The following is a 20,113-nucleotide window of genomic DNA, read 5'->3' on the forward strand; positions in this document are numbered from 1 at the left end:
CGGCGACCAGGACCGCGGCGGGCGCAGCACGGACGAGGGGGACTCGGCAAGGTGACGGAATCGGCGGTGGGAGCGGGCGTCCTCGGGCGCTGGGGGATCATCTCCCTGGCGGGTGAGGCGCTGGGCCGCCCGCCGGAGGAGGAGCGGCCGGTGACCGTCCTGCTCGGCCCGCGCGGCAGCGGCGCCAGCGAGACGCACAGCGCGCTGATGGAACGGTACGGCCCCTCCTACCCCTTCGCCTACCTGCGGTTCGCCCCCGGCCAGGCGCTGCTGCCCCGGTACGCGCTGGGGCTGCTGGCACGGCAGTTGGAGCGGCGGCTGCCGCAGTACCGCCGCACGTCCTTTCCGCTGCTGACCCTGGGGCTGCTCGCCTCCGACGAGGACCTGTCGATGACCTCGCTGGAGGAGGGCCGACGCTCCATCCAGCAGCGGCTGCGCCACTTCCAGCAACAGGCGGAGAACCGCTACGGCGACTACCTGGCGGCCTTCTTCGAGGTGGCGGGCGGCGCGATCGGCGCCCCCGAGGGCGCCTCGACGGCGGCCCTCGCCCTGCTCAACGACGCGCTGCGACGCGGCCGGCGGCGGCTGCCCGGCGGCAACCGCTTCGGGCAGGCCGCCCACTGGTACGGCGCCCATCCGCTGACCCGCGCCCAGGACCGCTGGGAGGCGCTGACCGAGCTGAACTCCTGGCGGCACCGGGGCCACGAGGAGGACCGGGACCGCCTCGACCGCATCCTGTTCTCCGCGTTCCTGGAGGATCTGCGGCGGGGCGCGTCACCGTCGTTCTCGCCCCGCTCCTTCCTGCTCCTGCTCGATCAGGCCGACACCCGTTACGGGCGCCGCTTCCTGGACCTGCTGCTGCGCGCCCGGCACGACGACACCGTGGTGGCGAGCGGCCCGTGCGACCCGCTGACGGTGGTCGCGAGCTGCAACCGGTGGCTGCCCCGCTGGGGTCCGGCCTCCGGCGAGCAGTGGCCGTGGCAGTTGCGGGTACCGGACGGGGCGTCGCTGGACGACTGGCGGGCGCACCGGCCACCGCGGGACGGCGAGGACACCTGGTGGTACCCGATCAGGCTGCGCGACCTCCAGCAGGAGGAGGTGCACACCCTGGTGGAGAAGCAGTTGCACACCCACCCCGGCCTGTCGCCCTTCACCCGGCTGACCCCCTTCATCCACCGGCTCACCGGCGGCCTGCCCAAAGGGGTCAGCCAGGTTCTCCAGGCGCTCCAGCAGGCCGACGGGGAGCGTGCGCCCGGGCCCGCCCAGGAACGCTGGCTCAGGACGCTGCCGGACCGGATCGTGCTGGTCGGCGAGGAGCAGCGGACGCTGGCGGACGCGGCGCTGGACTCGCTGCTCGACGGTTTCGACCAGCGTGAGCGGGACCGGCTGGCCGAGTGTGCGGCCGCGCCCGACCTGTACGTCGGCACGCAGGTGCTCGGGCACGGCGAGGCCCTCTTCACCCAGTTGCGCATCCGCCGCCTGATGGACGGCCCGGGGTCCTTCACCCCGGCGCTCCACCCGTGGCTGCGGCGGCTGCTGCTGTGGAAACTCGCCACGCGGCCCAGCGACTGGGACGCGGCGCACGACCTGCTGGCCGAGCACGCCCGGGAGGCCGGCAGGACCGCCGCCCGGATGTACCACCGGCTGGCCACCGGCCGTCTGGAGGAGGTGGCCGACCACCTGCTGGCCCGTTTCGCCGAGTTGCCCGCGACGACCTGGATCAGCGAGTTCGACAAGGTCACGGCGGCGCCGAACCGGCTGGCCGGTGTCGGGGGGCCGCTGGAACTGCTGGCGGCCCTGGCGCCGCCCGAGCCGGGCGGCGCGGTGACGGGCCGGTCGGTGGTGCGCGGCCTGGTGGCGGCTCGCTGGCTGTGGAGTGATCCGCTGGCGGACCCGGGTATGCGGCTGGGCCATGTGCTGGCGGACGGATTCATCCAGCTCTCGCGGCTGGGGAGGAGCGACAACGTGGCCCTGCTGAACGAGTCGGAACGCTATCTGCACTGGCGTCCCTCGCGTACGACGACGGACGGGAGCTGAGGGCCGTATGCGCAGGATCGAGTGGCCGCTTCACCTGGTGGTCCGCTCCGTGGTGGGGGTGGTGGCGGCCGGGGTGCTGGCGGTGGCGGGCGTGGTGGCGTGGGACTGGTGGCAGGAGTCACGGGCCACCTGCCACGAGGACGTCGTCCGGCGCGGCCCGCACGACGAGTGCGTCGGCGTGACGACGGGCGAGCACGTCTTCGCGCCCCACCTGGAGGACGTCCAGAAACTCATCGCCGAGGAGAACGCCCGCGTCGAGGCGGAGGGCGACGAGCACCCGTACGTCTCGGTGGCGTATCTGACCTCGTTCACCCTCACCGACGACGACAGCAACTCGGAGGACTCGGTCCGCCACGAGCTGGAGGGCGCCTACCTGGCGCAGTACCGGCACAACCAGGGCGACCTGTCCGCCTCGCCGAAGATCCGGCTGCTGATCGCCAACACCGGCAGCGACTCCACGCAGTGGGAGTACGCGGTCGACCGGCTGCTGGAACGCAGGGACGGCCCGGACCGCCTCGTCGCCGTGACCGGGCTCGGGCCGAGCACCGAGCGGAACCTGGAGGCGCTGCGCAAGCTCTCCGACAACGACGTGGCGACGGTGGCGAGCATCATGACGGCCACCAACATCAAGGGCATCGACGGCTTCGTACGGGTCGCGCCGACCAACGTCGACGAGGCCCGGGCCGGTGCCGCGTACCTCAAGCGGGAGGGGTTCCGGACGGCGGCGATCGTGCAGGACGACGCGAAGTCCAACCTGTACGCGGCCACGCTGGCGCAGGCGTTCCGGGACGAGTACCCGGACGGAGAGCACCGGCTGGTCGGCGACTCGCTGTCGTACGACTCCTCGGTCCCCAGCGCCTGGGAGGGTGAGCTGCGGTACATCCCCGGCCACCTCTGCGAGGAGAAGCCGGAGGCGGTGTACTTCGCCGGGCGTGGCAGGCATCTGGCGCACTTCCTCAACGCGCTGGCCAACCGCAGCAGTTGCAAGGACCGCGAGTTCACGGTGCTGACCGGCGACGACACCACCAACCTGACGCCGCAGCAACTCGCCGACGCGGCGCGGACCGGCGTGCAGGTCTTCTACACCGGCCTGGCGCACCAGGACATGTACGGGAAGAACCCGCAGGCGGTCTCGAAGCTCTCCGCCGACCACTTCCTGCCCGGCGGCCAGATGGACGAGTGGTTCCCCGACGACCCCCGGTACGACGGCCAGGACATCATGGGCCACGACGCGGTGCTCACCGCCGCGAAGGGGGTCGAGATGGCCTCCAAGTGGCAGGGGCAGGACAAGGTGACCGGCGCTTCGGTGGCGCGGATGTTCCACCAGATGTCCGGCGCGCAGCAGGTGGCGGGGGCCAGCGGCTTCCTCTCCTTCAAGAAGAACGGCGACCCTCGCGACAAGGCGGTACCGATCCTGCGGCTCACCCCCTCGGGCCGCTCGGTCCTGGCCGACGTCTCCTCCGCCGCCGGCGAACCGGCCCGCGAGCAGTGACGCCCGCCCGTACGGCGCCCGGCCCCGCACCGGACGCCGTACGGACGCCTGGGTACGGTGGGCCTCCGCGCGCCGAGCCCGCCAGGAGACCGCCATGTCCACCCCGCCACCCCTCCCTCTCGCCGGTGTGACGGTCGTCAGCGTCGAACAGGCGGTGGCCGCGCCGTACGCGACCCGGCAACTGGCCGACCTGGGCGCCCGGGTGGTCAAGGTGGAGCGCCCCGGGGGCGGCGACTTCGCACGGCGGTACGACACCACCGTGCACGGGCAGGCCAGTTACTTCGTCTGGCTCAACCGCTCCAAGGAGTCGATCTGCCTGGACCTCAAGTCGCCCGAGGGGCGGCAGATCCTGGAGGAACTCCTCGCCGGGGCCGATGTCTTCGTGCAGAACCTCGCACCCGGCGCCGCCGACCGCCTGGGCCTGGACCCGGAGGGCCTCCAGGCCCGTCACCCCTCGCTCGTCCCGTGCCGCATCACCGGCTGGGGCGCGAGCGGCCCCTGGTCCGACCGCAAGGCGTACGACCTGCTGGCGCAGTGCCAGACAGGGCTGCTGTCGATCACCGGCACGCCCGAGGAGGCGGTCCGCTCGGGCATCTCGGTCGCCGACATCGCGGCCGGGATGTACGCCTGCAGCGGTGTCCTCACCGCGCTCTACACCCGGGCGACGACGGGTCGCGCCCCGACTGTCGACGTCTCCCTCTTCGAGGCACTGGCGGAGTGGATGGGCCAGCCCGCCCTCTACACGGAGTACGGAGGCACACCGCCGCCCCGGGTGGGGGCGCGGCACGCGACGATCGCGCCGTACGGCCCGTTCACCACGGCGGAGGGCAAGGACGTGCTGCTCTCGGTGCGGAACGAACGGGAGTGGGCGGCCCTGTGCACGGTGGTGCTCGGCACTCCCCGACTGGCGGTGGACCCGCGTTTCGCCACCGGCCCCGACCGGGTCGCGCACCGGGAGGAGCTGGAGGAGCTGGTGGCCGGGCGGCTCGCCGGGCTCGGCACCGAGGAGGCGCTCGAACTGCTGGAGGAGGCGGGGATCGCGGCGGCCGGGGTCAACTCGGTGCCGGAGTTCCTGGATCACCCGGTACTGGCCGAGCGCGGGCGCTGGCGGCAGATCGAGGTGCCCGGGACGGCCTCGCCGGTCCGTGCGCTGCTGCCCCCGGCCGACCTCGGCGGCGTCGAGGCGCCCATGGGCCCGGTGCCGGCGGCGGGGGAGCACACCCGGCGGATCCTGGCGTCGCTCGGCCACAGCCCGCAGCAGATCGCCCGGTTGCTGGCGGCGGGGGTGGCGGAGGCCGACGGCTGAGCCGCACGACGCGCCGCCGGGCTGCCGCGCGACACGGCGCGACACGGCGCGACACGGCGCGACACGGCGCGAAGGAGAACTCCTGAAGCGGGTCGCGGTGACGGGGTGCTGACGGACCCGGCGGTCTTCGCGGCGGCCGCCCGGCTCTGCCCCGCCCGTGCCTCCTGGCCGGGTCCGGGCGCCTAACGTGAACGCGAGCCGCGGGCGCCCGGTGGGGGCCGGCCCTCCGCCGGAACAGCTCGGGGACGCCGTCGCCGCCGGGCGCGGCGGGCCAGTGGGCGGTTCCGGCACCGTGCCGCTCGGCGACCAGGACCCGGACCGGGCCCCGGCGTGGAACGCCCCGCGCGCCGCCGGCCGCCCGGTGTGGAGGGCGGGCAGTTGGAGAGCGGGCCCGGTGGGAGGGGACCACGAAGGGTGCGTCACGGGCCCTGGACCGCCCCGCGCGGGGGCCGCCGGGCAAGGGCCCTCGTGTGAGGCCCTTGCACGGCGGGCCCGCCGTGCGTCCGCCGGGTCAGGCGGTCAGGCGGTCAGGCGGTCAGGCGGTCAGGCGGTCAGGCGGTCAGGCGGTCAGGCGGTCAGGCGGTCAGGCGGTCAGGCGGTCAGGCGGTCAGGCGGTCAGGCGGTCAGGCGGTCAGGCGGTCAGGCGGTCAGGCGGTCAGGGTGGCGTCGATCTCGCGGAGGAACTCCTTCAGGTCGCCGGGATCGCGCGAGGTGATCAGCTTCCAGCCGCCGGTGTCGTCGGTCACCACGGCCTCATCCACCCACTCGCCCCCGGCGTTGCGCACGTCGGTCCGGAGCGAGGCGTACGAGGTGAGGCGCTTGCCCTGGACGGCTCCGGTCTCCACGAGGGCCCACGGGCCGTGGCAGATCGCGGCGACGGGGCGGCCCGAGGAGGTGAAGGCGCGGACGATGTCCAGTGCCTTGTCGTCGAGCCGCAGCGAGTCGGCGTTGAGCGTGCCACCAGGGACGAGCAGCAGGTCGTAGCCGGCCGGGTCGACATCGGCGAGGGCGAGGTCGGCCTCGGCGGTGTCGCCGGGGTCCTTGTCGCCGACCAGGGTGCGGATCTCGCCGGCGGAGACACCGGCCACGTCGACGGGGGTGCCGTGGTCGCGCAGGTGCCGGACCGGCACCAGCAGTTCGTCCTGTTCGACGCCGTAGTTGGTCACGATCGCCAGGACACGGCTTGTGCCGTTGTCACTCATGTTCGTCCTTCCGGGTGTACGTCGTCGGGCGGGGTCTGACCCCACCCTCCAAAATAAGACATTCCTCACGTAAACGGGCACTTCTCGCGCCCCGCCCAGGCTCCCGGAGCGCGTGCCCGGCGGCGCGGGGCCCCATGCGCTCCCGGCCCCGGCCTTCAGCCGGGGCCGGACACGACGGGCCCCACCGGGCCGCGCACCGCCGCGAGCGACCCGGCGGGATCCGGCAACCGCCGACCGCCGACGGCGAGGCCGCGGCCCAGCCCGGCCAGACCCTTCACGACCTGAACCCACGATCCCCGCCGCGACACCACGTCACCCCGTCGGGTTCAAAGGTTTCTGCGACGCGCACCCTTGACGCCCGCTCAGCACACGCCTTCAATCAACCTGTGAAGGAACAGGCCGACCACCCCACGCCGGCCCGTACCCGCGAGCACACCCCGGCACCACCTGACAGTCCCCCCACCGCATTGACATGAGCACGACTATTCGTGAAGCGATGTGATGCCCCCGTGCACCGTTCCCGACGCCTCCCCACCGCCCTCTGGGCGGCCTCCCTCCTGTGCTGCGCGGGCCTGCTGGCCCCGGCGGCCTCCGCGGCCGCCGACGAGGCGGCCTCCCCCACCCGCACCGAGGCGGTCACCTTCGAGGACAACTTCGACGGTCCGGCCGGCTCGGCGGTCGACGGCGGCCGCTGGCAACTGGAGACCGGCGACAACGTCAACAACCACGAGAGCCAGTACTACACGCCGGGCTCCGACAACGCCGCCCTCGACGGCGACGGCAACCTGGTCATCACCGCCCGCAAGGAGAACCCCGGCGACTACCAGTGCTGGTACGGGCGGTGCGAGTACACCTCGGCCCGCCTCAACACGGCCGAGCGGTTCAACGCCGAGTACGGGCACGTGGAGACCCGGCTGAAGGTGCCGCGCGGCCAGGGCATGTGGCCGGCCTTCTGGATGCTCGGCGCCGACTTCGGCGAGGTGGGATGGCCCGCCTCCGGCGAGATCGACGTCATGGAGAACGTCGGCTTCGAGCCGTCCACGGTCCACGGCACCCTGCACGGCCCGGGGTACTCCGGCGGCGGCGGCATCGGCGCGGGGTACACCCTGCCCGACGGCCGGCAGTTCGCCGACGACTTCCACACCTTCGCGGTGGACTGGGCACCGGACCGCATCAGCTGGTCGGTGGACGGGCAGGTCTACCAGACCCGCACCCCCTCCGACACGGGCGGCAACCCCTGGGTCTTCAACAAGCCGTTCTTCCTGATCCTCAACCTTGCCGTGGGCGGCGACTGGCCCGGCAGCCCCGACGAGAACACCGTCTTCCCGCAGGAACTCGTCGTCGACTACGTCCGGGTGACGACCAGCGACGCGGCCTGAGGGACGAGGCGCTCCCCCCGGACACGCGCCCCCGGCCCTGACACCGTCCGGTGCCAGGGCCGGGGGCCGTCACGTGGTCCCGGCCGAGGCCCCGGTTCCGGCACCCGCACCCGGGCGCGCCGGAGGCTCCCGCTCCGCCCGGTTCGCCGCGGGCGGAACGCCGAGCGCTCCCCCCGGCGGCGGACCGCTCCTAGGCTGAGGCGGTGAGCAACCACTCGGCGAACCCGAATCCAGACGCCCGCCGGGGCACCGGCCCCCGCGCGCGCGAGCAGGCGGTGAAGGAACCTCTCTGGCGGCAGGTGGTGGGCGGCGCCCTGCGCGGTGAGCGCCGGGCGCAGGGCCGCACCCTCAAGGAGGTCTCCGAGGCGGCGCGGATCTCCATGCCGTACCTCTCCGAGATCGAGCGGGGCCGCAAGGAGGCGTCCTCCGAGGTGCTGGCGGCCGCCGCCGGTGCCCTCGGCCTGAGCCTCGCGGACCTGCTGGCCCTGACCCAGCGCGACCTGGCCCCGGCGGACCGGCGGGCCCGGCCCGAGGCGTCGGCCGCGCCGTCCGCGCCGCTGCGGATCGCGGCCGTGACGCGACTGCCCGGCCGCCCGCCGGCGGGGAGCGGCCCGGCGCGGGCGGAGGTCCGGCTGGCCGCCTGAGGCCGAGGGGAGGCGCCCCGGCCCCCGTACCGGGGCGCCTTTCGTCAGACCAGCGGCCGCCTGCGGGTGAGCACCTCGTCGGCCAGGCCGTAGGCGACGGCCTCCTGCGCGGTGAAGACCTTGTCCCGGTCCGTGTCGGCCCGCAGCCGCTCCACGCTGTGCCCCGTGTGGCGCGAGAGCACCTCCTCCGTCTGGCTGCGGACCCGGGCCATCTCCTTGGCCTGCACGCGCAGGTCGGAGACGGTCCCCTGGCTGCCGCCGCCGGCCGGCTGGCCGAGCAGCACCCTGGCGTGCTCCAGGATCAGCCGCCGTCCCGGCTCACCGCCCGCGAGCAGGACGGCGGCGGTGGAGGCGGCCTGCCCGACGCAGAAGGTCGACAGGGGCGCCGACACGAAGGTCATCGTGTCGTAGATCGCCATCAGCGAGGTGTACGCGCCGCCCGGCGAGTTGATGTACAGCGAGATCTCCCGGTCGGGCGCCACCGATTCCAGGTGGAGGAGCTGGGCGATGACGACGTTGGCGACGCCGTCGTCGATCTCGGTGCCGAGGAAGATGATCCGCTCGGAGAGCAGGCTGCTGTAGATGTCGAAGGCCCGCTCGCCGCGCGCGGTGCGCTCGACGACGGTCGGGATCGTGTACTGCGCCATGTCAGATCCCCGCCTTCCGCCGCGCGCCCGTGGGGCGGACGTCGTCCAGGGTGTGCACGACCCGGTCCACCATCCCGTACTCCTTGGCCTGTTCTGCGGTGAACCAGCGGTCGCGGTCGCTGTCCCGGCTGATCTCGGCCTCGGTGCGCCCGGTGTGCTCGGCGGTCAGCCGCTCGACGGCGCGCTTGGTGAACTCCAGGTTCTCGGCCTGGATCGCGATGTCGGCGGCCGAGCCGCCGATGCCCGCCGAGGGCTGGTGCATCATGATGCGCGCGTTGGGCAGCGCGAACCGCTTGCCGGCCGTTCCCACCGTCAGCAGGAACTGGCCCATGCTGGCGGCGAACCCCATGGCGAGCGTCGACACGTCGTTGGGGATCAGCCGCATCGTGTCGTAGATGGCGAGCCCGGCGGTGACCGAGCCGCCGGGACTGTTGATGTACAGGCTGATGTCGGTGCGCGGGTCCTCGGCCGCCAGCAGGAGCAGCTGGGCGCAGACGCGGTTGGCGGAGGCCTCGTCGACCTGGGTGCCGAGCAGGACGATGCGCTGGGTGAGCAGTTGGCCGGCGAGCTGGTCGTCGTAGCGGGTGGGTGTGGTCTCCGCGTCAGCGGCCGACCAGGCGGTGTGCGAGGGCGCCATGTCCGTTCTCCTCAGGTCCGGTACGGGGCGCCGACGCGCCCCGGTGACCTCACTCTGGCCGCCGCCGGACGAGGGGAACCGGTTCTCTGCCCGGAGCAGATTCGCCACGGGCAGATCCTCGTCGCCGGGTGTGGCCCCTCACTTCCTCCGCTCCGTCTCCACGGTGGTCGTGACCCGCACCAGAGCGGGCCGGCGCGGAGTGGACCCGAACCCGAAGGAGACCGGGGGCTCGACGGGCGTGAGCCGCCCCAGCTCCCGGTCCTGCCAGGTGGCCCGCGCGGAGGTGATCCGCCGCAGGTCGTGGGCGCCGTACCACTCACGGCGCCCCCCGCCGGCGCTGCCCCGGGTCCGGACGCCGGGGAGCAGCCGCGCGGGAGTGTCGAGCAGGGCCGCCCAGGCGGGCCGCCGGGCGAGGCGCACGGGTACGGCGCGCAGCAGCGTCCCCAGCAAGGGCCGGCGTCCCACCGCGAACCCCAGCGCGAGCGAGCCGGCCGTCACCCGCCACTCCGCCCCGTCCACCGACACCCGGACCGGGACGACCCGCACGTCCTCGAAGCGGTAGGTGGCGGCGACGTGGGCCGCGACCTCTCCGGTGGGGGCGAGCAGGGTGCGGCGCCCGTCGGCCCCCTCCACCATGACGTCGCTGAACGCGCCGAACGGCGACCGCTCCCAGTGCCCGAGCACCAGGCGGGTCCCGGAGTCCGTACCGACCCCGGCGATCCAGCCCTCGAAACGCTGCCGCCGCTCTCCCACAGCCGCAGTCTGCGGTACGGTGCCCCGCCGCGCACCCGGTGCGCCGGCCCGGCCGACGGCGCGGGCCCCACGGAACGGCCGCCGGCTCAGGGCCGGTCGCCGGCCGCCGGATCGCCCGGGCCGGGCAGCGCGTCGAGCCGGCCGGCCAGTTCGGGGTGAGCGACGCGGAGGGCCGGTCCGGCCTCGCGCAGCGGGTCCAGGAGAGCGGCCGGGTCGTCGTGGGCGAGGGCCTCGTCGAGGCGGGCCACGGGTGGCCGGGCCGCCGGGGGGAGGCCGGTGAGGCTGGTGACCTGGGCGGCGAGGCGGCGCAGGTCGGCGGCGTGCTGCCGGGCCCAGGCGCTCCGGCCCCGGTCGGCGGCCCGGCGTACGCGGGTGGCCTGCACGCGCTGCTCGCCGGTGGTGCCCGCGGCTCCCGGGCGGTTGCGCAGGTAGCGGCGCTCGGCGGCCTGGCGGCTGGAGACGCCGAGCGGGCGCGCCAGCTCGGCCCAGCTCGCGCCCGCCTCGCGCGCCGTCTCGACCAGGCCCGGTTCCCAGACGGCGAGCTGCTCCCGCAGTCGCCGCAGCAGGAGCAGGCTGGCGAGGACCTCCTCGGCGCCCGCTCCCTCACGGGAGGTGCCGGTGGTGCCGGACTCGGCCGCGTCCACGGCGTCCCGGATGGCTTCCAGCGCCCCGGCGACCGCCAGGAAGGAGGCCGGGCCGGGGGTGAAGGGCGTCGAGGTCCGCCCGGCGGGGCCGGGCCGGTCGGCGGTGGTCATGGGGCCTCCTGTTACCGCGCGGGGCCGCGTACCGCGCACGGTGCGTCCGTCGTCGTACGGGTGACATCCGGGGCGTCGCCGCCTGGACGACACTCTGCTTGTCATCGTTGCGATGACATGTTACAACGGTGTCAGGTGAAGCGCATGGCATCAACTGCCTGGACTTCTGGAGGTGTTCACCCATGCTGATGCGCACCGACCCCTTCCGCGAGTTCGACCGGATCGCCCGGGAACTGGCCGGACCCGGCACCTGGAGCCGCCCGTCGGCGATGCCGATGGACGCCTACCGCGAGGGCGACACGTACGTGGTCTCCTTCGACCTGCCGGGCGTCGACCCGGAGGCGATCGAGGTCGACATCGAGCGCAACATGCTCACCGTCAAGGCCGAGCGGCGCCCGTCCGCCAAGGCCGAGGACGTGCAGATGGAGCTCTCCGAGCGGCCCCTCGGGGTCTTCTCCCGCCAGCTCGTCCTGGCCGACACCCTGGACACCGAGCACCTGCGGGCCGACTACGACACGGGCGTCCTCACCCTGCGGATCCCGATCGCCGAGCGCGCCAAGCGCCGCCGGATCAAGATCGGCCACGGCGAGTCCCGCAAGGAGATCACCGGCTGATCCGCCCGGAGCCGCGGGCCGGTATCCATCCGGAGCCGCGGGTCCGTATCCCTCCGGCGTACGGCCGGCCGTGCCCCCGCCCCACCGCCCCGCCCGGGGCCTCCGCGGACGCCTCAGGTGTCCCGGGGCCCCGGGCGCCGCGTGCCCGTCCTCCCCGCCGCACCCCGGCGGGCCGCCCTCCGACACGAAAGGCGACCAGCAGTGCCGTACGGCCCCCACCAGACCACGTTCCCCACCCCGTCGCCCGGCTGGACGCAGTTCCTGGAGGCCGTCCGCTACCGCGGGGTCTACCCGACCCGCGCACGGGCCGAGGAGGCCGTCCGCCTGGTGCTCGCCGGGCTCGGCCGCCAGCTCGACGGGGACCACCGCGCCGCACTGGCCGCGCGGCTGCCGGCCGAGGCGGCCCGTCTCCTCACCCGCGAGACCCCGGACACCACCGCGCTGACCGGCCAGGAACTGGTGGCGGACCTGGCCGCGCGCACCGGCGCCTCGCTCGCCACCACCCGCTGGGACACCGGCTCGGTCCTCACGGTCGTCGCCGAGCTGGCCGGCCCCGTCCTCCTGGAGCGGCTGCTCGACCGCCTCCCGCCCGGCCACGCCCTGCTCTTCGGCCGCGCGGAACTGAGTCAGCCCGCCGCCTGATCCCGCTCTCCTCCCCCGTCCCGCGTGGACGGCGCACCGGCCGTCAGGGAACGGATCACGGGGAGGGCGTCGGCCGCGAGCAAGGGGGCGCGCACATCGCGGTCCAGGCCGGGGAGGTAGCCGAGGAGCACGTCGGCCGGCCCGGTGACCTCGACCTCGCCGAGGACGGCGGGCAGCAGCACGGTCTCGGCCCGGCCGGGCTCCCCGCTCCACGCCCCGCTGCGCACCCGCACCGGAGCGCCGACGTTGGTGAGGATCTGCGCGGTGGCGAAGGCGTGCCGCAGCGGCTCTGCCGTCCCGGCGGTCCAGCGTTCGAGGGCGAAGTGACGGCTCGCGGTCAGAAAGACCCGCTCGACCCCGTCCCCGGCGGCGATCCGCAGACCGGGGGTGAACTCCGGCCGCGACGCGAGGTCCACCTGCCGCATCAGCATGTCGAGGTTGGCCGCGAACTCCTCGTCCCCGACCGGTGAGCCGTCCTCCATGTTCCAGCGCATGGCGTGCTGCTGGATGTCGGAGGTCTGCTCGATCTCGTGGACGAGGGTGGCGGGACCGAAGCTGTGCGGGGTCCCGCCGGGCACGTGGACGGTCCGTCCCGCCCGGACCGGCAGCCGGCGGAGGACCCGGTCGGACTCCTGGGCCTCCAGCGCGGTCCGCAGCTCATGTGCCGTCACCCCTTCCCTGACCCCGCACAGGGCGGTCGCCCCCGGAGCGGCGTCGAGGATGTGCCACGCCTCGGTCTTGCCGTTGGGCTGCCCCTCCAGGCGGCGGGCGGCCTCGTCGTCCGCGTGCAGATGGACCGGCAGGGCACCGGAGGCGTCGATGAACTTGGTCAGCACCGGGAAGCGCGTCCCCGACCAGCCGGGGCCCATCAGTTCCTCGGGCCGGTCGGCGACCACCTGGCGCAGCGACCGGCCGGCCAGCGGCCCCTCCTGGACCGTCGCGACGGCGCCCGAGACGTCGCTGCACTCCCACGTCTCGGCGATGCTCCATTGCGGCAGGCCGGTCTTTCCCAGATGCCGGGCGATGGCCTGGCCGCCGAAGACCAGCGGTTTGGCGAGGGCCGTCAGCCGCAGCGGGTACAGGCCGGGGAGGCGCCCTTTCACAGGATCGGCTGGCCGCCGGTGACCGCGATCCGGGCGCCGGAGACGTAACTGGCCTCGTCCGAGGCGAGCATCACGTGGACGGGCGCCAGTTCGGCCGGCTGGCCGGGCCGTCCGAGCGGCACCTCGGCCCCGAAGCTCTCCACCTGGTCCGCCGGCATGGTCGCCGGGATGAGCGGGGTCCAGATGGGTCCCGGCGCCACGCTGTTCACGCGGATGCCCTTCGGCCCGAGCAGTTGCGACAGCGAGCCGGCCATGTTCGCGATGCCTGCCTTGGTCACGTTGTACGGGAGCAGTTGCGGCGGCGGGGCGTCGGAGTTCACCGAGGTGGTCGCGATGATCGTCGCTCCGGGCCGCAGGTGCGGGACGGCGGCCTTGGCGAGGTGGAAGAAGGCGCTGATGTTGATCGCCAGGGTCCGGTCCCACTCCTCGTCGGGGATGTCCTCGACGGAGTTCCGGGTCATCTGGAAGGCGGCGTTGCTGACCAGGACGTCCAGCCGCCCGAACTCCCGGATCGCGGTGTCGACGACGGCGCGGCAGTGGGCCGGGTCGGCGAGGTCCCCGGGGGCCGGCACGCACCGGCGGCCGGCCTCCTCGACCCAGTGCCGGGTCTGTTCGGCGTCCTCGTGTTCGTCGAGGTAGGAGACGAGCACGTCGGCGCCCTCGCGGGCGAAGGCGATCGCCACGGCGCGGCCGATGCCGCTGTCACCGCCGGTGATCACCGCCGTCTTCCCGGCGAGCCGCCCCGAGCCTCGGTAGCTCTCCTCGCCGTGGTCGGGCTCGGGGCGCATCCGGGCGGTGGAGCCGGGCGGCGTCTGCTGCTGACGGGGCTGGGACATGGCACTCCCCGGAGGTGGTCGTGCGGGCAGGGGCCGCGCCCGCTCCGGCGACGGGCCCGGGGTCGCGCGCCGGCACCATGCTCACCCGCCGCCGGGGAGTGCGCCATCGGGCGGGGGCTGCCCGGCCCGCGTCGTCCGGCGTGCGGGCGGGGAGTCCCGGGCCTGGCGGTACGCCGTCGACGGACCGGCCCCGGGGAGCCGGTGACCGCCGTCGACCAGGCGGGGTCCGGCGACCAGGTGGCCGCGAGGGCAGGCACGGACGGCGCCCCCGGCCATACAGCCGTCCCGCAGGCCCGGACGACGGGAGTGGGCGGCCGGTCCTCGCGAGAAATCCGTTCGGGCCGCTCGCGTGCGCGTGCCAAGATGAAGAGCTTCACCCTCAACTCCCGCTCACACAGCCTGAGATCGAACGGAAGCAAGCGCGTGCCCGACGCCCCGGACCGAGAGACCACCGAGCCGGACGACTCCCCGTCGCCGGAGGACGACGCGCCCCCGCGGCCTGCCGCCGAAGAGGCCACCGAGGGGCCCTCCGACCGGAGCTCCGGGACCTCTCGGCCTGGCCGGGCCCGGACGAGGACGTGGGCCGCCGCCGCACTGGGCGTCGTCGCCAGCACGCTGCTGGCGACGGCCGTCACCACCTACTTCGACGTGTGGAGCAGCAGCCGCTCCCCCGTACCCGCGGGTCAGGGCCTGCACGTGGAGTCGGAGGTCTGGTGGGACCTGACCCGGGACACCAAGGCGGTGCGCGTGGCCGGTGCCGTGGACGTGGCGAAGCTGGAACAGGACGCCATGGACAGCGGCACGGCTCTGGACGGGCTGGTCGACGGCGGCAGCACCTACGCGGGAATGATGCGGGTCAGGGTCACCCTGATGAACTTCACCAAGGTCCCCGTCTCCGTCACCGAGGTCCGCGCCCGGGTCACCGGCGAGACGCCGGCACCGGGGGGAGACCTGCTCTCCTGCGGGGGCGCCGAGGGCAGCATCGGCATCACCCGCCTCCGCGTCGACCTCGGCAGCTCGGACAAGGCCGCGCAGGAGTACGACGGGGAGAAGGTCGTCGGGCACTACCCGGTCCAGGAGATGCAGCTCGCCAAGCAGGACGAGCCCGCCGTCTTCGACCTCCGGGTGGAGGCCGGCGACACGACCGCCTCCTACGTGCTGGACGTGGTCTACCAGCAGGGCACGGAGAAGGGCCGGGTCGTGGTGGACAACGGGGGGAAGCCGTTCGTCCTGGCGCCCGCCGAGGGCGAGGTCGACAGCGCGTACCGGTGCGACGAGGCCATGACCGGCTGGAAGAGGGTCCGGTGAACGGGCGCCGGGTCTTCCTCGTGGCCTTCCTCGTCACCGCTGCCGTATGGGCGGGTGTGGCGGTTCCGTGGGCGAGTACCGCCCGTGCCCCGGGCCCCGCCGCCGCGCCGGGACCCGGCGCCTCCGCCGGGCCGAACATCGCCGTCGAGGGCCGGGACCGGGCGGCCGGACGGCAGGCGCTGGGCCTCGCCTGGTCCTCCACCTGGTCCGCCACCGTCCCGAAGGGCTCGGCCGTGCCGGACCGGGCACTCGGCGCCGGCCGGTGTGCCGAGCTGTTCCGGTGGGCGACCGGCCGGTCCGCCGTCGCCCGGGGCACGGCCACCGCCGCGTTCACCCTGACGGCGCCCGAGGACCGCGGCCTGGTGGTGCGCTCGTTGCGCGTCGTCAAGGGCCGGGAGCTGCCCCCGCCCGAGGGGACGGACGTAGAATGTCTGGGAGCCGCCGACCACGGCCTCCCCCAGTCGATGGAGAGCTGGGGAAGGCTCAGCCTGGACCACCCGCGCGAGCTCAAGCTGAGCCGTTCGGCCGGTCCGGGCGGCACCGTCGGCGGCGTGATCGAGACGCGCACGGCCGACTGCTCCTGCGAGTGGTGGATCGAGCTGGAGGTCTGGGAGGGCGACAAGCGGCGGACCGTACGGATCGACGACGCCGGAGCGCCCTTCACCCTCGCGCCGCCGGTGGCGAGGATCGGCACCCCGGCCGACGGCGGCGCGCTGAAGTACGGCACCACGGACCTGGCGCTGGCCCGCGAGGGCGGTGCCGCCGACCGCCCCCCGAAGGGGCTGTCGGTGAGCGCCTCGCGGCTCCTGGCCGGCAACCTCCAGGAGATGTGGATGGTCGCGGACCGCGAGCTGCCGGAGGTCGGCCGCCTCACCGCCAACCTGGACGTGCCCGGCGCCGTCTGCCAGCACGTGGAGCGGATCCTCGTCGCCGACGGCGCCCTTCCGGCGGGGCGCGCCGCCTACGCCGTCAGCATCGTGGACCCCTCCGGACGCCAGGACCTCGACGGGATCGTCGACGTCTCCCTGAACGTCCGGAAGACCGTCCGCCAGGGCGCCCCGCCCACGGGTTACGGCTGCTACCCGGACAAGTGGGTACTGCGGAGCAACGACGGCCAGACGGCCGGGACGGCCCGCCTCTCCGGTGACACCCCCCACCTGCCGGTCCTCAGCGGCGAGCCCGTACGGCTCACCCGTGAGACCGAGGGCGCCCCCGCCACCGACGCGCTCTTCCTCGGTGTCGAGGCGTGGGGCCCCGACGAGGTCGAGTACCACTTCACCCTCGACGTCACCGTCGTGGACGGGTCCGGGAAACGCGCCCGCCACACCGTCGACGACGCGGGCCGCCCCTTCGTCCTCGCCGCCCGCCCGGACGGCATGGCTCCACGGCACGAGAAGCACGCCTCCTACGAGACCGGGCACCGGCTCGGCGGCTGACCCCGGCCCGGGCGGCTTCCGGACACGACGAAGGGCCGGTTCGGATCCCTCCGAACCGGCCCTTCCACGACTCTGACGAGTCGGGACGACAGGATTTGAACCTGCGACCCCTTGACCCCCAGTCAAGTGCGCTACCAAGCTGCGCCACGTCCCGGTGCCCGCCTGACCTGGGGGTTTCCCCCTGGTCGAACGCGCAGGAAAACCATACCTCACTTGGGTCGGTGGTCGCGCACCCCTTTCCCGCGGGGCCCTCTTGACCTCAAGTGGAGTTGAGGTCGCACGGTGTCCGTATGACGACGATCACTTCGGACACGGCCCCGTCCTACGAGGACATCCCCCGGCTCATGAGCCTCCAGACCGGCGACGAGAAGCACGGCGCGGCCGCCACCTCCACACTCGACCCGCTGTGGGTGCTGTACGACCGGGTGCTCCGCGTCACCCCCGGCACCGCCGACGACCCGGGCCGGGACCGCTTCCTGCTCTCCAAGGGCCACGGCCCGATAGCGTACTACGCGGTCCTCGCCGCCCGGGGCTTCTTCCCCGAGGAGTGGCTGAGCGGATTCGGCGGGTTCGGCTCCCCGCTCGGCCACCACCCGGACCGGACGCTCGTACCGGGCGTGGAGATCGGCAGCGGGTCGCTCGGCCACGGGCTGCCGATCGGCGTCGGGGTGGCGCTCGGGCTGCGCGCACAAGGGCTGACGGAGCCGAAGGTGTGGGTGATGACGGGGGACGCGGAGCTGGACGAGGGGTCCAACGATGAGGCGATCACCTTCGCCGGCCTGACCGGGCTGGACTCGCTGCACGCCGTGGTGGTCGACAACGCCTCGGCCAGCCATGCCGCCCCCGGTCACCTCGCGGCCCGCTTCGCGGTGGCCGGCTGGTCCGCGCGGACCGTCGACGGCCACGACCACGAGGCACTGCACCGGGCCTTCACCGCGCCCCACGCGGGCCGCCCGCACGTCGTCATCGCCCAGGTCGGCCACTGAGCCCTCCGGCTCCGCCCTCCCCTCCCCCTCCGCCCAGCTTCTTCGAAAGGACCACCCCGTGGACTCCATGCGTGACCGCTTCGCGGACACCGTGCACCAACTGCTGGACACGGACCCGCGCGTCGCCCTGGTCATCGCCGAGATCAGCCGCGACCGGCTCCAGGGCGCCATCGCCGCCCACCCGGACCGCGTCGTCAACGTCGGCATCCGGGAGCAGCTCCTCGTCTCGGCGGGCGCCGGACTCGCCCTCTCAGGACTGCGCCCGGTGCTGCACACCTTCGCCTCGTTCCTGGTGGAGCGGCCGTTCGAACAGGTCAAACTCGACTTCGGCCACCAGGACGTGGGCGGCGTGCTGGTCAGCTCCGGCGCCTCCTACGACATGGCGTCGGGCGGCTACACCCACATGTCCCCCGGGGACGTGGCCCTCCTCGACACCCTTCCCGGCTGGACCGTGCACGTGCCGGGCCACGCCGACGAGGCAGAGGCACTGGTCCGCGCCGCCGTCGGCGCCGGGGACGACAAGGTATACGTACGCCTCTCCGAACGCGCCAACGCCGAGGGGCGCGCCCTGGACGGCACCCGGTTCCGGCAGGTGCGTGAGGGCCGAGCCGGGGCCGCCGTGGTCGCCGTGGGGCCGATGCTGGACCCGGTCCTGGCGGCGACCGAGGGACTGGACCTGACCGTGCTGTACGCGACGACCGTGCGGCCCTTCGACGCGGCCGGGCTGCGCCGGGCCGCGGTCGACCCTGACCGGGGCACGGCCGAGGTGGTACTGGTCGAGCCGTACCTGGCGGGGACCTCGGTACGGGCCGTCGGCGAGGCGCTCGCCGTGGTGCCGCACCGGCTGCTGGGACTCGGAGTGGGCAGGGAGGAGCTGCGGCGCTACGGGCGGCCGGAGGAGCACGACGCCGCGCACGGCCTGGACGCGGCCTCCCTGCGCCGGGACATCAGCGCCTTTCTGGCGCCGGGGCGGGGCTGACCTCGGTGGCGGGCCCGGGGGAACCCGCCACCGTGCGGTCGTCGGCGCGTTCCAGGTTCCGGATGGCGGGGACGCCGAGCAGGAGCGCGCCGACGACCAGGGTCAGCAGGCCGCCGGAGACCAGGACCACGTCGGTGCCGAGGAGGCCCGCGGCGGGGCCCGCGAGCGCCTGGCCGACGGGCATCATGGCCAGTGATCCGGCCACGTCGTAGGCGTGGATGCGGTTGAGCACCTCGGGACGTACCTGGGTCTGGACGCTGGTGGCCCACATCACGCCCCAGAAGGACATGCCCGCGCCCGCCACGGCGGCGCCCGCGCACATCGCGGGCACCCCCAGCCCCGCCCCGACGGTGCCGGGGAAGAGCCCGAAGCCGATGACCGCGACGGCCCCGGCGCGCAGCATCCGGCGCGGCCGGGCGCGCAGCGCCAGCAGGCCGCCGACGACGGTGCCGGCACCGAGGGCGGAGTTGACCAGACCGTAGGCGCGCGGGCCGTGTTCCTGGACCACGTCGGCGGCCACCAGCGGCACCGCCGGGCCGGAGACCGCCACCATGAACAGGCCCCAGATGGCGATGACGCCCCACAGCCAGGTGCGGGAGCGGAACTCCCGCCAGCCTTCGACCAGGTCGCGGCGGAACGCCGCCCCGCCCTTCCCCGAGGAGGAGCGTGGCGCGGCGGGCGGCAGGCGCAGCAGGACCAGGCAGAGGCCGCTGAGGCCGTAGGTGGCGGCGTGGGCGAGGAAGACGCCGCCGGGCGAGACGAAGGCGACGAGCATACCGGCGGCGGCGGGACCGGCGAGGGACGTCACGGACTCGGCGACGCGGATGGCGCCGTTGGCGCCCTGCACGTCGCGGGCGAGGCGGGGGACGGTGCTGGCGACACCGGGCTGGAAGACGGCGGCGGCCGCGCCGTTGAGAGCGCCGATGACGCAGAGCTGCCAGAGGACGACGTGGCCGGTGAAGAACATGACGGCGGCCAGCGTCTGGGTGACCAGCCGGACGGCGTCGGCCCCGATCATCAGCAGCCGGGTGCTGACCCGGTCGGCGATCACCCCGCCGAAGATGACCAGCCCCGCGAAGCAGGCGACCGAGGAGGCCATGGCGAGACCCACCGCACCCGCCCCGTGGCCGTGCAGGAGGAGGCCGGTGGCGAGGGCGACGGGGAGCATGGTGTCGCCGAGCTTGGCCACGGCTCGGGCGGTGAAGAAGAGACCGAAGTCCCGGGACCAGAATCCCCGGCGGGGGTCCGGTTCGGTCTCCTTGCGGGTCGCTGCGGCCATGGCCGTCCGTCCTCCTCACGGTGGGCCGGGCCCGGGCGGGCGCCGCCCCGCGGGATCATGCCACGCGCGGGGCAGGAC

Annotated in this window: 19 protein-coding genes and 1 tRNA gene; 11 read left to right on the forward strand and 9 right to left on the reverse strand. The window is 74.4% G+C overall.

From position 1 onward, the window contains the following. Positions 1–51: 51 nt before the first annotated feature. The 3 genes from Sdia_RS20505 (at position 52) to Sdia_RS20515 (ending at position 4,835) form a co-directional block, all read left to right on the forward strand. A complete protein-coding gene (locus tag Sdia_RS20505) occupies positions 52–2,037 on the forward strand; it encodes a hypothetical protein (RefSeq protein WP_100453722.1) in 1,986 nt (661 codons plus the stop codon). Between the two features lie 7 nt (positions 2,038–2,044). Further along, positions 2,045–3,529, forward strand: coding sequence for an ABC transporter substrate-binding protein (locus Sdia_RS20510; protein ID WP_124287867.1), 1,485 nt, complete (start codon positions 2,045–2,047; stop codon positions 3,527–3,529). Positions 3,530–3,623: 94 nt separating this feature from the next. Beyond that, positions 3,624–4,835 (forward strand): CaiB/BaiF CoA transferase family protein, encoded by a 1,212-nt coding sequence (locus Sdia_RS20515; RefSeq protein ID WP_189499887.1) that lies wholly within the window; start codon positions 3,624–3,626, stop codon positions 4,833–4,835. A gap of 647 nt (positions 4,836–5,482) precedes the next feature. Here the strand turns inward: Sdia_RS20515 and Sdia_RS20520 are convergent. Continuing rightward, positions 5,483–6,037, reverse strand: coding sequence for a type 1 glutamine amidotransferase domain-containing protein (locus Sdia_RS20520; protein ID WP_100453719.1), 555 nt, complete (start codon positions 6,035–6,037; stop codon positions 5,483–5,485). Positions 6,038–6,546: 509 nt separating this feature from the next. Here Sdia_RS20520 and Sdia_RS20525 point away from each other — a divergent pair. Beyond that, entirely contained in the window at positions 6,547–7,416 is an 870-nt protein-coding gene (locus Sdia_RS20525; RefSeq protein WP_229830348.1) for a glycoside hydrolase family 16 protein, read from the forward strand. Positions 7,417–7,619: 203 nt separating this feature from the next. Continuing rightward, a complete protein-coding gene (locus Sdia_RS20530) occupies positions 7,620–8,060 on the forward strand; it encodes a helix-turn-helix domain-containing protein (RefSeq protein WP_370464530.1) in 441 nt (146 codons plus the stop codon). Between the two features lie 44 nt (positions 8,061–8,104). Here the strand turns inward: Sdia_RS20530 and Sdia_RS20535 are convergent, their stop codons facing one another. From Sdia_RS20535 to Sdia_RS20550, 4 genes are all read right to left on the reverse strand, one after another. After that, positions 8,105–8,707: a ClpP family protease gene (locus tag Sdia_RS20535; protein ID WP_100453716.1), complete on the reverse strand. Its 603-nt coding sequence runs from the start codon at positions 8,705–8,707 to the stop codon at positions 8,105–8,107. 1 nt (position 8,708) lies between these two features. Then, a complete protein-coding gene (locus tag Sdia_RS20540; RefSeq protein WP_100453715.1) occupies positions 8,709–9,344 on the reverse strand; it encodes a ClpP family protease in 636 nt (211 codons plus the stop codon). 138 nt (positions 9,345–9,482) lie between these two features. Next, the gene (locus Sdia_RS20545) at positions 9,483–10,097 is read right to left on the reverse strand and encodes a hypothetical protein (protein WP_100453714.1); all 615 of its coding nucleotides are present in this window, start codon (positions 10,095–10,097) and stop codon (positions 9,483–9,485) included. Positions 10,098–10,183: 86 nt separating this feature from the next. After that, on the reverse strand, positions 10,184–10,852 hold the full coding sequence (locus Sdia_RS20550; protein ID WP_100453713.1) for a type III effector protein: 669 nt from the start codon (positions 10,850–10,852) through the stop codon (positions 10,184–10,186). Positions 10,853–11,034: 182 nt separating this feature from the next. On the opposite strand from Sdia_RS20550, the gene Sdia_RS20555 reads away from it, so the two are divergent. Then, positions 11,035–11,466, forward strand: a complete 432-nt coding sequence (locus tag Sdia_RS20555) for an Hsp20/alpha crystallin family protein (protein WP_100453712.1) — start codon at positions 11,035–11,037, stop codon at positions 11,464–11,466. A 201-nt stretch (positions 11,467–11,667) separates the two neighbouring features. Then, entirely contained in the window at positions 11,668–12,108 is a 441-nt protein-coding gene (locus Sdia_RS20560; protein ID WP_100453711.1) for a DUF2267 domain-containing protein, read from the forward strand. Here the strand turns inward: Sdia_RS20560 and Sdia_RS20565 are convergent. Further along, entirely contained in the window at positions 12,093–13,211 is a 1,119-nt protein-coding gene (locus tag Sdia_RS20565) for a class I mannose-6-phosphate isomerase (protein WP_189499886.1), read from the reverse strand. The two genes, Sdia_RS20560 and Sdia_RS20565, sit on opposite strands and share 16 nt — an antisense overlap. After that, the gene (locus Sdia_RS20570; protein ID WP_189499885.1) at positions 13,208–14,047 is read right to left on the reverse strand and encodes an SDR family oxidoreductase; all 840 of its coding nucleotides are present in this window, start codon (positions 14,045–14,047) and stop codon (positions 13,208–13,210) included. Before Sdia_RS20570 ends, Sdia_RS20565 begins: the two co-directional genes overlap by 4 nt. 423 nt (positions 14,048–14,470) lie before the next feature. Here Sdia_RS20570 and Sdia_RS20575 point away from each other — a divergent pair, with 423 nt between their 5' ends. Together Sdia_RS20575 and Sdia_RS20580 are read left to right on the forward strand one after the other, a co-directional pair. Further along, complete coding sequence (locus Sdia_RS20575) at positions 14,471–15,355, forward strand: hypothetical protein (protein ID WP_115069285.1); 885 nt, start codon at positions 14,471–14,473, stop codon at positions 15,353–15,355. Then, the gene (locus Sdia_RS20580) at positions 15,352–16,791 is read left to right on the forward strand and encodes a hypothetical protein (RefSeq protein WP_100453709.1); all 1,440 of its coding nucleotides are present in this window, start codon (positions 15,352–15,354) and stop codon (positions 16,789–16,791) included. Before Sdia_RS20575 ends, Sdia_RS20580 begins: the two co-directional genes overlap by 4 nt. 80 nt (positions 16,792–16,871) lie before the next feature. Here the strand turns inward: Sdia_RS20580 and Sdia_RS20585 are convergent. Continuing rightward, a tRNA-Pro gene (locus tag Sdia_RS20585) sits at positions 16,872–16,945 on the reverse strand. Between the two features lie 136 nt (positions 16,946–17,081). Here Sdia_RS20585 and Sdia_RS20590 point away from each other — a divergent pair. Both Sdia_RS20590 and Sdia_RS20595 read left to right on the forward strand, forming a co-directional pair. Beyond that, the gene (locus tag Sdia_RS20590; RefSeq protein ID WP_189499884.1) at positions 17,082–17,777 is read left to right on the forward strand and encodes a thiamine pyrophosphate-binding protein; all 696 of its coding nucleotides are present in this window, start codon (positions 17,082–17,084) and stop codon (positions 17,775–17,777) included. A gap of 58 nt (positions 17,778–17,835) precedes the next feature. Beyond that, a complete protein-coding gene (locus tag Sdia_RS20595) occupies positions 17,836–18,756 on the forward strand; it encodes a transketolase family protein (RefSeq protein WP_189499883.1) in 921 nt (306 codons plus the stop codon). Here the strand turns inward: Sdia_RS20595 and Sdia_RS20600 are convergent. After that, positions 18,725–20,035, reverse strand: a complete 1,311-nt coding sequence (locus Sdia_RS20600) for an MFS transporter (protein ID WP_100453706.1) — start codon at positions 20,033–20,035, stop codon at positions 18,725–18,727. The two genes, Sdia_RS20595 and Sdia_RS20600, sit on opposite strands and share 32 nt — an antisense overlap. Positions 20,036–20,113 lie beyond the last annotated feature (78 nt).

The sequence above is a fragment of the Streptomyces diastaticus subsp. diastaticus genome (assembly GCF_011170125.1).
Taxonomy (GTDB): Bacteria; Actinomycetota; Actinomycetes; order Streptomycetales; family Streptomycetaceae; genus Streptomyces; species Streptomyces diastaticus.

Coding starts and splice junctions, on each gene's coding strand:
- Sdia_RS20510 (WP_124287867.1), top strand. CDS start 2,045: ATGCGCAGGATCGAGTGGCCGCTTCACCTGGTGGTCCGCTCCGTGGTG.
- Sdia_RS20600 (WP_100453706.1), bottom strand. CDS start 20,035: ATGGCCGCAGCGACCCGCAAGGAGACCGAACCGGACCCCCGCCGGGGA.
- Sdia_RS20570 (WP_189499885.1), bottom strand. CDS start 14,047: ATGTCCCAGCCCCGTCAGCAGCAGACGCCGCCCGGCTCCACCGCCCGG.
- Sdia_RS20520 (WP_100453719.1), bottom strand. CDS start 6,037: ATGAGTGACAACGGCACAAGCCGTGTCCTGGCGATCGTGACCAACTAC.
- Sdia_RS20515 (WP_189499887.1), top strand. CDS start 3,624: ATGTCCACCCCGCCACCCCTCCCTCTCGCCGGTGTGACGGTCGTCAGC.
- Sdia_RS20550 (WP_100453713.1), bottom strand. CDS start 10,852: ATGACCACCGCCGACCGGCCCGGCCCCGCCGGGCGGACCTCGACGCCC.
- Sdia_RS20555 (WP_100453712.1), top strand. CDS start 11,035: ATGCTGATGCGCACCGACCCCTTCCGCGAGTTCGACCGGATCGCCCGG.
- Sdia_RS20535 (WP_100453716.1), bottom strand. CDS start 8,707: ATGGCGCAGTACACGATCCCGACCGTCGTCGAGCGCACCGCGCGCGGC.
- Sdia_RS20540 (WP_100453715.1), bottom strand. CDS start 9,344: ATGGCGCCCTCGCACACCGCCTGGTCGGCCGCTGACGCGGAGACCACA.
- Sdia_RS20590 (WP_189499884.1), top strand. CDS start 17,082: ATGACGACGATCACTTCGGACACGGCCCCGTCCTACGAGGACATCCCC.